General features: G+C 45.8%; 9 protein-coding genes. 5 read left to right on the top strand and 4 right to left on the bottom strand.

Features of this window, described 5'->3' with window-relative positions:
• The first annotated feature begins 222 nt into the window (after window positions 1-222).
• The 3 genes from IW644_RS06480 to IW644_RS06470 are packed head-to-tail and all read left to right on the top strand — an operon-like array spanning window position 223 to window position 3,969.
• A complete protein-coding gene (locus IW644_RS06480; protein WP_269916918.1) occupies window positions 223-744 on the top strand; it encodes a (2Fe-2S)-binding protein in 522 nt (173 codons plus the stop codon).
• Entirely contained in the window at window positions 744-1,769 is a 1,026-nt protein-coding gene (locus IW644_RS06475; protein ID WP_269916917.1) for an FAD binding domain-containing protein, read from the top strand. The genes IW644_RS06480 and IW644_RS06475 overlap by 1 nt, the downstream gene beginning before the upstream one ends.
• On the top strand, window positions 1,756-3,969 hold the full coding sequence (locus IW644_RS06470) for a xanthine dehydrogenase family protein molybdopterin-binding subunit (RefSeq protein ID WP_269916916.1): 2,214 nt from the start codon (window positions 1,756-1,758) through the stop codon (window positions 3,967-3,969). Before IW644_RS06475 ends, IW644_RS06470 begins: the two co-directional genes overlap by 14 nt.
• A gap of 206 nt (window positions 3,970-4,175) precedes the next feature.
• Here the strand turns inward: IW644_RS06470 and IW644_RS06465 are convergent, their stop codons facing one another.
• Both IW644_RS06465 and IW644_RS06460 read right to left on the bottom strand, forming a co-directional pair.
• Entirely contained in the window at window positions 4,176-5,948 is a 1,773-nt protein-coding gene (locus IW644_RS06465; RefSeq protein WP_269916915.1) for a DUF1223 domain-containing protein, read from the bottom strand.
• 10 nt (window positions 5,949-5,958) lie between these two features.
• Window positions 5,959-7,434, bottom strand: a complete 1,476-nt coding sequence (locus IW644_RS06460; RefSeq protein WP_269916914.1) for a radical SAM protein — start codon at window positions 7,432-7,434, stop codon at window positions 5,959-5,961.
• A 4-nt stretch (window positions 7,435-7,438) separates the two neighbouring features.
• Here IW644_RS06460 and IW644_RS06455 point away from each other — a divergent pair, with 4 nt between their 5' ends.
• Together IW644_RS06455 and IW644_RS06450 are read left to right on the top strand one after the other, a co-directional pair.
• Window positions 7,439-8,587 carry a hypothetical protein gene (locus tag IW644_RS06455; RefSeq protein WP_269916913.1) on the top strand — a complete coding sequence of 383 codons (1,149 nt, stop codon included), beginning with the start codon at window positions 7,439-7,441 and terminating at the stop codon, window positions 8,585-8,587.
• Between the two features lie 114 nt (window positions 8,588-8,701).
• Window positions 8,702-9,247: a PepSY domain-containing protein gene (locus tag IW644_RS06450; protein ID WP_269916912.1), complete on the top strand. Its 546-nt coding sequence runs from the start codon at window positions 8,702-8,704 to the stop codon at window positions 9,245-9,247.
• On the opposite strand, the gene IW644_RS06445 is transcribed toward IW644_RS06450, so the two are convergent.
• Window positions 9,242-11,329 (bottom strand): TonB-dependent receptor, encoded by a 2,088-nt coding sequence (locus tag IW644_RS06445; protein ID WP_269916911.1) that lies wholly within the window; start codon window positions 11,327-11,329, stop codon window positions 9,242-9,244. The genes IW644_RS06450 and IW644_RS06445 overlap by 6 nt on opposite strands.
• A 173-nt stretch (window positions 11,330-11,502) precedes the next feature.
• Entirely contained in the window at window positions 11,503-14,757 is a 3,255-nt protein-coding gene (locus IW644_RS06440; protein WP_269916910.1) for a VPS10 domain-containing protein, read from the bottom strand.
• Window positions 14,758-14,954 lie beyond the last annotated feature (197 nt).

Here is a 14,954-nt window from a genome sequence, read left to right as displayed (position 1 = left end):
GTAGCCAATAAGCGGCATAGATTAAAGGTGTAGAGCCATCCGCTCTCTTTTACATTTTACACCACTTAAGCATTTGCATCTATCACAGGCTTAAAAGTTAGCGACATCAATTGGCTCATGGTGAAACCAAATTAACTTTCATGGCGTAACGATACTGTATATCTCGTTACGCTCATTTCTCTGGAGTACCGAAATTGAGCTTATTGGTAAAAGGATCCTTCCATGGCAACGTTAAATCTCAATGGGAAAGACGTCAGTCTTCCTGATGACCCGCGAACTACACTGTTAGATTTTCTTCATCAACATTTATCACTTTTCGGCACGAAAAAAGGCTGCGACCACGGTCAGTGCGGTGCGTGTACTGTTATCGCCGACGGCGAGCGCATCAACGCGTGCTTGGTGTTTGCATTTCAGCTAGAAGGCGCTGAAGTCACAACTATTGAAGGTATAGGTAACGGTGCAAATGAAGATGAAGCGCTTCATCCCTTACAACAGGCTTTTATCGAACGCGATGCGTTTCAATGTGGGTACTGCACATCCGGTCAGATATGTTCAGGCGTATCTTTACTTCGCGAGTTGAGTAATGAAGACCCTAGCGCTGTTACTTACAGCCGTTCTCGTAATAGTACAGCATCTCTTAAGGAAGACATCAGTGAACGCATGAGCGGTAATCTTTGTCGATGCGGCGCTTATCCAAATATAGTGGACGCAATCACAGATGTGATTGCTTTGGAGAAACAATAATGCAGCCATTTAATCTCCATCATTACAACGGCGAAAAGCCGTTAGATAATTTCCCTCTAGACAATACATCACGTTTTTTGGCCGGTGGTACCAACCTAATAGACTTAATGAAACTACAGGTAGAAACACCTAAAACATTGGTAAGTCTTGCGAAATGGGAACACGCTAACGCTATCACCGAAGACGACAATCACTATTATATTGGCGCCATGGTGACTAATTCTGACTTAGCGAAGTTTGCACACACGCATCCCTCTCTGTCCTTACTTGCACAAGCTTTATTAAGCGGAGCAACGGTTCAACTTAGAAACCGTGCGACGACGGCCGGCAATTTATTACAGCGTACCCGTTGTTACTACTTCTACGATACAACGAAAGCCTGCAATAAAAGAGAGCCTGGTACTGGCTGCAGCGCTATTAACAGCATGAATAGAATTCACGCTATTTTTGGCACCAGTGAACATTGTATAGCCACCCACCCTTCCGACATGGCGGTGGCCATGATGGCCCTAAACGCACAGATACATACCCAGCAACCTAATGGCAACACTCGACAAATTTCGATAAGGGATTTTTATCGTGAACCGGGCGACACTCCACACATAGAAAATCAATTAGGTGAAGATGAACTTATTACCCATGTCAGCATAGAGAAGAAATCCAACGGCACGCAGTACTACCACAAAGTACGAGACCGTTCTTCGTATGCGTTTGCCCTTGTGTCTGTTGCTGCTGGCTTAAAAATTGACGATGGTCGAGTTAAAGACCTTACGCTCGCCTTTGGTGGTGTAGGCACCAAGCCTTGGTACCCGCAAAAGGCAATACGCGTTCTTGAAGGCGCTGAGATAACACCTGAAGTTATATCGCAGGCGGCTGAGGCTGAATTATCCGGTGCAAAAACCTACGGCAGTAACGATTTCAAACCAGAACTATTGCGCAGGACGTTAGAAAAAGTGCTTTTAGAGATAGCAGAACATCAGGAAAAGCACCCCGAGCATGAAGGAGCTTTATATGACAACGCATAACGCTAAAACGGTTGGAACGTCAGTTAGCCGGGTTGATGGCGCTGCAAAAGTAACAGGCCAAGCAAGGTATGCTGCAGAGCATATGAACGAACGTACCCCTTTAATAGGCTGGGTTGTATCGAGTGACACTGCCGTAGGTGAAATCACATCTCTTAATACAGAGCAAGCAGAACAGGCCGATGGCGTACACGCAGTGATCACACATATTAACGCAGGGCCTCTTAAGCCATTTAGTAAGCCTGCGGACGAAAGCAGGTTTACCCAAAGTCGCGCTGTACTTAACGAGCCTCACGTCCGTCATTTTGGTGCGCCCGTGGCATTAGTTATTGCAGACACTTTGGAGCAAGCACGCTATGCTGCAAGTCTAGTCCGCTATACCATAAATGGTAAAACACCAGACTTACTAACAGCGTTTGATGATGCTACTCAAAAGCCAGAGTCGTTAGATGGTGGATTTGAGGCAGACGCCTCTAGCGGAAATAAACCACAGCAAAGCGATATTCGCGCAAGCGTCCACACAACCTATACCACGCCAAGCCAAATATCGGCCGCTATGGAGCCTCACGCCACGGTTGCCGATTTTAAAGATGGCCAGCTTGAGGTCTATTGTAGCGTGCAAATTATTGCAACGGCTGTAGAAGCGCTCGCGATTACCCTTGAAATGGATCCAGAAGACATTGTAGTACAAAGCCCCTTTGTAGGTGGTGGCTTTGGCTCTAAGCTAGGTCTTCACTACGATGCTACGCTTGCTTGTATAGGAGCTAGGCATTTAGAACGTGCGGTAAAGGTGGTGTTAAGTAGACGACAAGTCTTTTATAACACTCCTCACCGCGGGCACAGTACTCAGCAGATAAACCTTGCGTCTGGTGATGATCATGCACTGCTAAGCGTACAGCACAAAAGCGCTATGCCAAAAGCTAAAGGCTATGAATTTGCCGAAGCAACAGGGGCTGGCGCACGGGTTACCTATAAATCACAGTTTATTGAAAGCACGCATAGGGTTAAAGACGTAGACCTTCCGCTTATTGACTCTACCCGATCGCCTGGAGATGCCATTGGCTCTCTTGCTTTTGAGTCGGCTATTGATGAACTTGCTCACGAAGCAGGTATCGACCCGCTCACATTTCGCATAAAAAACCTGCCTGTCGTACACCCTATGAAAGGCACGCGGTTTACCACCCACAACTTAGGTGAGTGCCTTCGCCAAGGCGCGCAAAACTTCAAGTGGCAGCATAAAGCGCAGCCCACACCGGGTAAACAAATTGGTCATGGGGTAGCGAGCGCTATGCGCATGAATGTACTGGTGGAAAGTTCAGCTGAAGTGGAATTGAGTGCTACCGGTGAGGTAACGGTTCGCACTGATATGACAGATATTGGTACAGGCACCTACACTATTCTTACACAAATTGCCGCCGATACTTTAAATACGTCGGTAGACAATGTCACAGTCAAACTGGGTGATAGCCGCTACCCCGCCTCATGCGGATCAGGTGGTTCATTCGGAGCCGCCAGCTCTGGCTCGGCGGTTAAAAAGGCGTGCGAAGCGCTTATTGCGAATATTAAAAGCTCACTTCCCCCTGCCCTTAGCCAAGCGGAAGTGCACATTTCAGATGGACAAATAAAGTTACAGCCTAGCGCACAAAGTAACATTGATGCTACGACTGAGGCGCACTTGCTAGACGACTTTATCTCTCACAACGACTTCCCGTTATCAGCAAGCGGCAAAGTATCCGAAGACGACACTAGTGATGATGAGCAGTACTCCTGCGGCGCGCATTTTGCGGAAGTTGAGGTAGATGAGTACACAGGTGAAGTTAGGCTTCTTCGTCAATACGGTATGTTCAGTGCGGGGCAAATTTTGAATATGAAAACAGCTGCCTCTCAAATAAAAGGGGGAATGGTATGGGGCGCAGGCTATGCGCTTACCGAAGGCATCCACCACCATTCAGATACGGCAAGCTTCGTAAACCCAGACTTCGGTGAGTATCACGTTGCCGTAAATAGAGACATTAGCGAGGTAAGTTTAGATTTCTTACAAGAGCCTGATTATGCCGCATCGCCAGTAGGCGCCAAAGGCATTGGTGAGTTAGGCATTACTGGTGCTGGCGCCGCTATTGCTAACGCGATTTTTGATGCATGCAAAGTGCGGGTAAGAGATTTTCCCATTACTATGGATAAAATAATCGCTGGTAAAAACTAAACAATAAAGAAGCGGCCTAAAGGGCCGCTTCAATACACAATACTCCAAATGGCTGTCAAAGAACTCTACTGCTCGGCGTAACGCTTACTCAGCGTCATTAGAGCCGTAACTACCTGCTGAATTGCACTGTGCGTGGGATAGCCGAAGACGCAAGGTGCAATTCACTTCTTGGGCAATAACCCTTTGCGTCACATAAACTAAGCAACTTATTGCCACCAAGATGCGGCGACTTGAATTGGAGAGGGGTCGTTAGCATAGGATACCCAAATAACTAGGGCGCGTTTTGTGGTTGCTACATGCGTATTGCTGGGCAAAGGTAAGGTTGTCTCATATTGAAATGCGCGAGCATTGTCAGTTTCGCTACTTAACACCGCTTTTTCGTAATCTAGCACTACAAAATCATGAGTTAGCTTACGCCCTGCATTCTCACCTCGTTTTACCGATGTTTTTATGCCAAAACCAAGTAATGCCGCATGAACCATTAACAAAGAACTCCCCTTGCTGGCGTTTATTTTATTGAACGTCACGTTTATGTTGTCGTTGTCTATCGAAGCATCGAGTACGCCAGACAAAGGGGCGGTTTTGTTCGGTAACGGCTGCCCGCGAAACCAACCGTTCCAAGCACGGCCATTTAAGACGAAACCGGGCGTGGCGATAGTGTTGGCTTTACCTACACGCTTGTAGTCTCGTTGCCTTTTACTAAAAGCACTGTCAGCGAAGGGATCTTTCCAACCCAAATAATCCCAGTAGTCCACATGAAAGTTAATGGGAACTAACTCAGTCCATAACTTCTCGCTATCTACAAAGCCTGAAATCCATTTTTCAGCCGGAGGGCAGCTGCTGCAACCTTGGGATGTATAAAGTTCCAAGACGGTTGTTTGATTAGGCGTGCTGGTAAGTATGAAAGGCGCGCCTGTTGATTCATTGGATAATGAGTTTGTTGTTAGCAACGGTGCTAATTCAGACGCTGGAGCATGTGCTAAACCTGCAGTTTTACTCTCATTAGAATGCAGAGTAAGGGCAGCTTTAACTATGGGGTTCTTTGCTGCTTGGCTCGAAGCATTATCTGCGTCTCTATTTATAGATGTTGAAACCTTCGATTGTTCCGGCTGTGCATTAATACGCCAGTCGTAATCAATAAAGCGAAGCTTGTAATTGGAAGGTATAGGTTGCTCAATATATTTGTTTATATATTGAGGTAAGTCTCGGGCTTTGCCTGACGCAACAAAGTCTTCTGTATAGAAGTCTAATATTTCTGACACATACGCTCGTTTGCGCTTATCATCTAAATAGAAGTGCTTTTTCTTGCTGAAGAATTCATAGGTAAGCTGCTCTAGCGTTTCATTTAATTGCTCTGGGTAAAATGGCGTTTTAGGTAGTCGTGGACAATCTTTCACCATACAGTTAAGCGCGAAGTGTGCCTTTGGTTCGTTTAACGGCCTTATCACGTCATTTTCATAGTCGTATAAATTAGTGACTTTCCCGCCAATCACCACATCACGAAACTTAAAAAAAGCGGCGCGAGAGAAAAAGCTTGTAAAGCCATCTGGAATACCTTTTTCAACCACGCCATACATTGCCAATGCGTTGTAGCTATTAATGTGATAGCTCATTACTTTTTCTGGCGAATTGAATAATTCAGGTGTTGCTGTTGGACTAGCAAAGCCAATAAAAGATACGACATTTTCTAGTGGCGCAATATCCTCAGACAAGGCCTTAAAATTAGTTCGCCCTTCTTCATCAACATAATTTGCTAATACATACTCCCAGTCTTGGGTCGCTTGTTTGTAAGCTTTCTTCAGCGTAACAAGCGCTTGGTTTTCAGCGTTAGCACTCATTGAATTTACTTCATTTGGCTTTTCGCTTGCACTTACACTCTGTACCAAAAACAACAAGAAAAGCGCTAAAACCCATGAAACAAACACCCGCGAAGCGTCACCGAAAGCGCTGTTAAACTTGAGCGAATTAGAATACTGCATGGCTTCTTCCTTATCCTATTTCTGAAGTTTGTTGATTTGAGGTAACGCTACTTGCTCTAGCGCCAAGTTCGTTATTAACCCCGTGAACTGACTCATGACTTAGCTCTTGGCTTAAGTCTTGATTTGGCCCCTGATTTAGCACCTTAGATGACCCACTATTTGATTCGTTTGAGGCCCCAATGATGGGTTCGTGAACAGGCTTATCATCGGCAAGCAGTCGAATAGAGATCACGTTATCCTCTCGATAGCGCTCTCCTAATGGCTGGTATTGCTTTACCTGCCCGCGATGGTTGGTGTAAGAAAGTGGTTTCAATATATGCTCATCGCGCTCGGCGTTGTGTTTACACATGGAAACAGGGCCGTCTGCTGTCATTACCATGAATGAACACACATCAATTCTGTCTTGCTGCAGCGCACTGGCATCCATAAAGTTTTGAACGAAAAACGACAGTTTATGCACACGCCCGCGACTGTTAACTAAACTACTGCGCATTTCTAACAGCTTTGCCCATGTTGCTTTGGCGAGCTTCCAAATCCATAGTGGGCGAGCAAGCAGTGCTTTACTGTAATCCCATATAATCTTTGCGGTGCCGTGCTGTCGGGTTGTTTGTATGTGTTTAAAGTCTTCAATGAACTCGGCGAATAACGCGCTATCGTCAACTACCGAATAGACTTGATTATCGGCAACTAAAGTGGGCATATAGCTATGGCAATCACTATGGCCGATACGTACCTTTTCCCACGGCAAAGCTTTAGAAATTGTTTTCTCAATGGCCGCTTTTACGGTGAGCGGGTCGACCACATCAGTTCGCGCGCCCCACTCTCCTCGACCGGTTTCAGCTTGTAGCTGAAACGAAGCAAAACTTACCGCATCTGCGTGCTGTACAAAAAAATCCACCAGCATGGGCAGTTCTTTGAAATTGTCGGTATGTACCGTGGTGTTAAAGATAACCATAAGGCCCAGGCCTTTGGCTCGCTCTATGTACGCTTCACGAATAGCATTTAACGACTGCTCATCATCATAACCTTTGCGCTCTTGTGTAGTGTCAACATGAAACGCCACGTCGTTAAGCCCAGCTTCGGCAAGCTCCGTGAGCAGGTCTCTGGTAGCAGCAATTCCATTTGTAAATAGCGCCGTATGTAAGCCAAGTTGATTTGCATAAGCAACAATATCGATAAGCTCGCTGCGTTTTCTTAACGTGGGGTCGCCCCCTGTAATTTGCACGCTGGTTCCAGGCCCGTAGTGTTTAAGCACATTGTCTAATCGCTTGAACACTTCTTGAATGGGAATATCACGAACTGCTTGCGAATGCTCTGACAAATAGCATAAGGTGCAATCAAGATTACATTTTTGCGTGATTTCAACAGCAACACAGCCAATGGTATGCGTTCGCCCCAAAAGTTGATTGGGAGTAAAATGTTCGCCCATTCGCTTTCGTGTAGAGGCAAGCTGTTGATTTCTTGTGGTACCAGGGGAGCACGTCATTTCAATGTGCCTTTTTCAAACTACTCAGTATCAACAAAGACCTTTCACACTTAAAAATACTTTCAAGGCATGCCGTTTTTTTGCACTAACCACTTTGTTTTATTGTGTAACAAGTCATGCAGAAAATAGTGAAGCTAAGCTCGGTTTAGCTGCGCCATTGAGTGCGTTCGAGGAAGCGAAAAGCCTTGTTTTTTCTGACCCTTATTCAAGCCTTCCGCAATATGAGGTGTCGCGCAAACACTTTGATATCAACGGCGAGAATGTACTGTTGAAACATGCTCAAAGGACCCTTTCATCAAATGCAAATTTTATCGAATTAGACACCAAACATAAGCTACTTCAAGCCAACGGAATTTGCTTTGCCGGTATATGGAAGATGAGTCAAAACAGACCTTACTCTGGGCTTTTTCAAGCGGGCATAGAGGTACCTATTATTGTTAGGGCATCCGTCAGTTTAAGCGGAACAAAACAGCGGGATAAACGTGCATTTGGGATAGCGATTAAGCTTTTTCCTTATGCACATAGTTCACTTACTGAGAACATATTTCTTATGCACTCTCTTGGCGGTACAAAAACAAAGCATGTTGCAAATTTGCCAATGACTAACGAACCAGCGCTTGGTGAACTGCCTCCCTTTAGCCAATTGCTTACCGCTTATCGGTTGGAAAGCGATCTTGAGAAAGCCGATAAAGCGTTTAGCGGTAAAAAAGCCAATGCGCGGTTTAGACCAGTTTCTCATTTAGCCGCAGTGAAGGCTGGTGATGCAAACTCTAGATTGGCGGGGCATACAGAAGAAAGTACGCCAAAACTGAGCATTTCAATGCCAACTGCTTCGAAAGAAATCGAGATAAAGCCCGAACTTGAAATAAAAAGCGAAGCTGATACACAAGCCGAAATACGAGGCCCTCACTGGCTAAGAGCTGCATTAAGGTCAGATACACCACTGGTAGACAAAGATGACTTTCGAGATGAATTGTCGCTACAGCATTACCCCAATCAGACGCTGTCTTGGGTTTTATCTGCAGCCAATTTTAACGATGCCGGAATAGATAAAGCGCATTGGCAAGAAATTGGCGAAATTATATTAACCGAGTCGGTTGTTTCACTTACCTGCGACACAAAGCTTCACTTTAATCATCCCGCAATCAAATGACAGTGGATAAAATTCCGTTTAAACGGATAAACCTCGCGCTAGACGGTTTTTACTGCCTATCGAGATTACCGTATAGTATGCGGTGTATTTATCGTTTTTTTTAAGTGTTGTTTCATGTCCGCTTCCTTTCGCAAAAACAGTCGCAGTATTCACTTGTGGCTGTCGCTGGTTATTTTTATCCCTGTGATCATTGTTATCGCTAGCGGCTTGTTATTGCAGGTTAAAAAAGAATTCGACTGGATCCAACCGCCTACGCAAAAAGTGCAAAAAGGCCAAAACAGCGCGCCAACGCTGCCTTTTGAGGGAGTGCTTGATGCTGTAAAACAGGTGCCTCAGGTTAACTTAAATACGTGGGACGATATCGACCGTTTAGATGTTCGCCCCGGAAAAGGCATCATAAAAGTACGCGGCAAGAACCACTGGGAAGTACAGCTTGATGCCCAAAGCGGCGACGTACTTCAGGTTGCCTACCGACGCACAGACACCATTGAAGCTATTCATGACGGTAGTTGGTTCTTTGAAGGTGCCAAGCTATGGCTGTTTCTACCTGCTGCTCTGTTACTTTTTGTGCTGTGGGTAACCGGCCTTGTTATGTTGTACACCACCCTGAAAAGCAAATACCGAAAAAAGAAATACCGCCAGCCACTTAACAACTCATAGTTGGTAAGTGATGGCTAGCTGTACACTTTCTCCTTGAGCAAACGCGGCCTTGTCATCGGCACTGGTGTAGTAGTGTTGGTTAGTGAGGTTACTCCAGCTTGCTTGAAGTTGCATATCGTCACCTAACTGCCAGTTTGCGCCAATATCTAGGGTAAAAACATCGCTAAGGGCTCGTTCGCCGTCTGCAACGTCTGTCTTACTGGCCCGATAGCTTAGTACCGTGAACAAACGCGTGTCTTGCCAATTAACACCTACATCTAGGCGCTGGTTGTTTGCCGGTATATCTGCAATAGTGTTTCCCAAGTTATCTTCACCGCTAATCCACATGCCGCTAAGTCGAGCATCTACGATGCTATCTTGTGATTGCCAGCTAACCTGATAGCTTGCGCCTTCTATGGTTGCACTACCTAAATTAGCATATTGAAGTACATCTTCTGCGACTGTAATACGTTCAATATAGTTATCAATTTGCTGATGAAACACTTCAATCGAGCCCTGAATGTGTCTTGCGCTATAGGCCACAGTTAGCTGTTTATTAAGGGCTTGTTCGGTTTCAAGCTGTGTACTACCCAGTACTGTACCTCGAGGCGTTTCCCCAGCAAAGAAACGCTCAGTTAACGATGGGTTTCGAAATGCACTAGAAACATACAGGCTTGCTGACCAATGGGGAGAAAGCTGATAATTCGCGCCCAGATAGCCACTAAAATTCGTGGTTGATTGTGACCTGCTGGGCTGGCCATTATTAGTCTGGGCATTATTAGGCTGGACATCACTAGGCTGAGTTGCGCTGCCACCTGAATCATCAGACTGTCGCTGCCAATCAACCCTTGTACCGATAGCAACTGAAAAGCTTTGCCACTGGCGTGAAGCATCAACAATGGCTGCAGTATTAATTTCACTGGCATCAAGCGTACGCACTTCATAGGCCAGGTCAGATTCAGATGAACCTACTAAAAGGTCTGATGGCGTTAGCGTAAATTCCCTTTCATCAGCCACCACGCCTTCCCGACCGGATAGCTGAAGCTGCCAGTTTAAATCCCAGCCTTTTAATTGCGTATCTGTATTGATATTGAAGCCATAATCAAATGCTTTGTTCTCGCTATCATTTATACGACTTTCTGGTCGGAACACCGAGGTATCTAATGTTGATTTATGCCACCAGATATTCCCAGCAAATAGATTATCTTCGAACGCTATTTTACCAAGCCAATGGGTATTATTTGGGTAGGTTGTTCTTCTGCTTTCAGGGTAGTCACTACTGGATTTACCAATATCTTTGTTATTTGAATATAGTGTCCAGGCTTCTTTTATAATGCTATTTTCAGGTCTATGCTTGAGGAACAACCCTGTTTGGTCAAATTGATCAAACAGGGTATTTCCGTTCGCATCTTCACCGTTATTTGCGCTTCTGTATGAGATGTTCCAATCTGTAACCCCTGACTTTTCTGTGCCGTTTGCGCCATTTTTGCTGCTATCGGCAGCACTGGTACCAGCATAACTCACAGCTTTCATCTGCTGATTACTGCTGTAACCTACTTTTAAATAGGGCTCTTGCAGTGATTCAAGCTGTAAGTTCACCGCGCCGCCAATAGCGCCTGAGCCTAGATAAGTGGAAGCTGCGCCCGGTAATACCGTGGCTGACGAAATAAAATCGGGCGGAATAAAGCCTACACTAGAACCTGCGCGCCTATCGCTGACGATAGGTACACCATCCAGCAAGGTTTGAATTCGCCACCGCGAATACCCTCGCACACTAATACTTTGTATCTGTCCCCCTTGCCCATTTATGGATACTGACGGCGATTGAAGCAGCACATCATTGGCGTGCAAAGGCGAAACAAGACTACTTTTATCAAATTCATACTGTGGAAATATGCGTGACAGCGCTTCGTCATAATAGGGGCGCGTAGCCGTTACCGTATAGCGTTCAACGCTATTGGATGGTTCGCTTTGAGCAAAGCTCGGTGTCGTTAAAAGTGATAACAAAAACGCTGCAAAGAGCCTTGAGGAACATATAGATGGCGAAGATGTACAAGGCAAAGTAATAGATGCAGGTAAATCTGATGAAATTTCAAAAAACATTGAAGAACGTAGAGCCGGAAAAAAAGAAAACAATAAAGATCTCACTAACCGATACGGACAAATGTTAGGAGTACGTACCGAAAAATTTGGTTAAAAATGAAAAGAAAAACGCGGCAGTAATGCTACTGCCGCGTGCTAAGCCCAACTAGACTAAAAATTAGACTAGTCGGCCGCTATTTAGCGATTACAGGAAGACCTGTTGTCCACGGCCCACCAGCATCGACCACAGCTTGTTGCAGCTTAGGTACAGCAGTATTTTGTAAAGTACTGATGCGCGTAACTACGCTATCTAGACTGTCTTGAGCATAACCAAGCTGATCTTTGTGTTGCTGTGTAGGCCCATAAGATGAACCTAACGCAGAACGTGCATAGCGCAGGCGACTCATGATATTCGCTGGCTTAATGCCCATTTTATCGCGAGATTTAAGACCGTAAAACGCTCTGTTCACTTCATTTATCTCGTCTTGAATCGCAGCAAATTGGGCTTCAAGTTTAGTTACATCATTTGGCGTGCGGTCGATAGCTGTGCGCAAAAGAGCCATTGTATCTTTAAGCTGCGTCAGCACTGTCGTTGAAGAGAGTGCACGTTTTTGCGCATCGCTTACTTTGTCTGAATAAGCAGCAATTTCTTCATAAGTGGCACCTTCAAGCGCACCTTGAACAATAGGCTTAAGTTCAAACGAAACAGGTTCAGATAGTGGTGTTACCTTGGCATTAACGCGCTTGAACAAGGTAGCTGTATAGGTACCGGGCAGCGCCATCAAACCTCTACTTCTGCTCTCTTTACCGGTAAGCGGGCTAGTTAACGCATGCTTCATATCCCAGGTAATACGGTGTAGGCCTTTCTTCGTTTTACCCTCGACACGCTTAATAACGTCTCCGTCGCTGTCGCGTACCTCAACATAGACTGCTGGCGCCGCTTCTTGGTTCTCGGCTTCTACAGCTTCCCAGCTTGGATATTTAGGGTATTTCTTGTCTTCTACTAACTTCTTCTCAGCTTCTTGGCGTTTTTCTTTTGCCGTAAGCAAGCTGTCTTTCAGATAATAGGTGAAGGTTGCACCATGTTCAGGGTTTTCGGCAACAAAGCGATCGTCACCGTCAGAGTCAGTGTGATTGTCATCTAGCTGGAACCATTTAACTGGGCGGCTCGGGCCAAACAAAATAGCGTCTTGCTGCATAGACTTTTCTGTTAACGAACGCAGCGGCGCGTAGTCATCAAGAATATAAATACCCCGACCAAAAGTACCAGCCACAAGGTCATTCTCTCTGCGCTGTATTTTCACGTCGCGGGTTGAAATGGTTGGCATGCCACCGTCTAACTCAACCCAGTCTTTACCGCCATCTACCGAGAAAAATACACCAAACTCTGTACCGATAAAGAGCAAGTCTTTGTTCACATGGTCTTGCACAATACGCCAAACTAGGTGCTTCTCAGGCAGGTCTTCAGCAAGTGATGTCCAGCTTTTACCCAAGTTAGTCGACTTAATAAGATAAGGCTTGTAGTCGCCATATTTGTGATTATCTAGCGCCACATATACGGTATTAGGGTCGAACAAGTCAGCACGAATATCATTTACATAGGAATTGGCAGGAATGCCTCTGATATCGTCTAACTCAATTTTTTTCCACGATTTGCCGCCGTTGGTTGTAACTTGAATAATCCCGTCGTCAGTGCCTGCCCACAGAATATTTTCATCCACTGGGCTCTCAGCGAAATTGGCGATGGTGTGGAATTCGGTCATGGCATATAAGTCCCAACCGGCCTCTACCGACCAAGTGCGCCCCATTAATGGCGAGTGCATACGATTGCCGTTTTTCGTTAAATCGCCTGATACCGGCGTCCAGCTGTCACCGCGATCATCGCTACGCCACACCCGCTGCGATGCAAAGTAAATACGCGCTGGGTCATGAGCTGAAACATTTATCGGCGCGTCCCAGTTGTATCGTTCTGCCGGGTCGCCTGGAAGTGGCTGAGGCTTAATGTATACGCCTTCACGGGTTTTCATATCAACGCGGGTCAAGTTACCCTGCTGCCACTGAGAATACATAATATCAGGGTTACCAGGCTCTACTGCTGGGCCGTGTCCGTCACCACCTAACGTTAAGAACCAATCTTTGTTCTTTATTCCTTCTTCTCGCATAGTGCGTGAAGGGCCGCCTTGTGTAGAGTTATCCTGCGCCCCAGCGTAAATCTTATAAAAAGGCTTTGAATCGTCCGGCGCAACTTTATAAAACTGGGTCAACGGCAAATTAGCCATAAAGCGCCAGTTCGCCATTCTATCGTGAGACATATAAATACCGCCATCAGACCCCATTAAAACAAAATCCGGGTCAGTGGGGTGAAAGGCCATGGCGTGATCGTCTACGTGCTTGCGCTTAGTATTGATAGGCGTCCATGTTTTACCACCGTCGTCTGATACTTTACTGTAGTTGCTGGCGATATAAACACGGTCAAACTGATGCTGGTCCGCGAAAATCTCTTGATAATAGTGAGGGCCTGTTCCACCGCCTACTTCATCTGACATCTTTGTCCAGCTAGCGCCCTGATCAGCCGAGCGATAAAAGCCACCACCGCGATTATCAGTTTCAATGGTGGCATAGATAACATCAGGGTTCATAGGCGATATAGCCATACCTATTTTACCCATATTTCCTTTCGGCAACCCTGTTTTAAGCTCCGTCCAGGTTTCGCCACCATCGTTAGAAGTATGAATACCTGCGCCTTCGTTTGTGCCTACGTAAGCGCCAATTGAGCGTTGGCGAGCCCACGTTGCTGCGTAAAGTTTATCTGGGTTGCGCGGGTCAATAAGTAAGGATGTTACACCCGTCCATTTATCAGCAGGCTTAAGCACTTGCTTCCAGGTTTCTCCCCCGTCGGTAGTCTTATATAAGCCGCGCTCGCCGCCGCCACTCCAAAGTGGACCTTGAGCTGATACCCACACGATATCTGGGTTAGTAGGATGGATAATAATGTCTGAAACGTGCTCTGACTTCGACAGCCCCATGTTTTTCCAGGTCTGTCCGCCATCTAAAGATTTGTAAACACCGTCGCCGAAGCTGATGTGTCTACCACCGTTATTTTCGCCCGTTCCCACCCAAATGATGTTTGAGTTGCTCTGCGCAATGGTCACATCGCCAATAGAATAAACCGGCTGGTCGTCAAAGATGGGCTCCCATGTTGTGCCAGCGTTGGTGGTTTTCCACACACCGCCAGAGCCAACAGCGGTGTACCAAGTAGACGGGTTGTTTTGGTCAATTGCAATATCGGCTATTCGGCCCGACATATAAGCAGGGCCAATGTTTCTAAGCTCCATGGCTTTAAAGGTTGCGCTGTTGAATATGCCGTCTTTATCGTCTTTGTCTGCGTAGGTGGGTGAGCATGAAAGTGCAATTGACACCGCAACTGCCGCTTTAAGAAGCTTTTTCATTATTATTATCCGTTGTGTGTTGTAGAGCATGACGCTCTGTTTAAATTGTAGTATTACCAGTTATAGCATTACTAATAATTTCTTAAAGTTACAATGTAACATACGACCAACAGCACAATAGTAGAGTTAAAAACATTCAGCTCTCACTATGCTTTCTTTAATATTCCAATTAATAAGCAACAAAACCAGTAAGATAT

The organism is Alteromonas sp. PRIM-21, from assembly GCF_027563165.1.
GTDB lineage: Bacteria > Pseudomonadota > Gammaproteobacteria > Enterobacterales > Alteromonadaceae > Alteromonas > Alteromonas macleodii_A.
Note: the sequence above shows the minus strand (reverse complement) of the source record. Positions and strands in the feature narration are given on the sequence as shown.

What these genes read in the sequence shown, in the direction of transcription:
- IW644_RS06445 (WP_269916911.1), bottom strand. Translation starts at nt 11,329, where the DNA reads ATGTTTTTTGAAATTTCATCAGATTTACCTGCATCTATTACTTTGCCT.
- IW644_RS06465 (WP_269916915.1), bottom strand. Translation starts at nt 5,948, where the DNA reads ATGCAGTATTCTAATTCGCTCAAGTTTAACAGCGCTTTCGGTGACGCT.
- IW644_RS06480 (WP_269916918.1), top strand. Translation starts at nt 223, where the DNA reads ATGGCAACGTTAAATCTCAATGGGAAAGACGTCAGTCTTCCTGATGAC.
- IW644_RS06440 (WP_269916910.1), bottom strand. Translation starts at nt 14,757, where the DNA reads ATGAAAAAGCTTCTTAAAGCGGCAGTTGCGGTGTCAATTGCACTTTCA.
- IW644_RS06475 (WP_269916917.1), top strand. Translation starts at nt 744, where the DNA reads ATGCAGCCATTTAATCTCCATCATTACAACGGCGAAAAGCCGTTAGAT.
- IW644_RS06450 (WP_269916912.1), top strand. Translation starts at nt 8,702, where the DNA reads ATGTCCGCTTCCTTTCGCAAAAACAGTCGCAGTATTCACTTGTGGCTG.
- IW644_RS06470 (WP_269916916.1), top strand. Translation starts at nt 1,756, where the DNA reads ATGACAACGCATAACGCTAAAACGGTTGGAACGTCAGTTAGCCGGGTT.
- IW644_RS06460 (WP_269916914.1), bottom strand. Translation starts at nt 7,434, where the DNA reads ATGACGTGCTCCCCTGGTACCACAAGAAATCAACAGCTTGCCTCTACA.
- IW644_RS06455 (WP_269916913.1), top strand. Translation starts at nt 7,439, where the DNA reads ATGTGCCTTTTTCAAACTACTCAGTATCAACAAAGACCTTTCACACTT.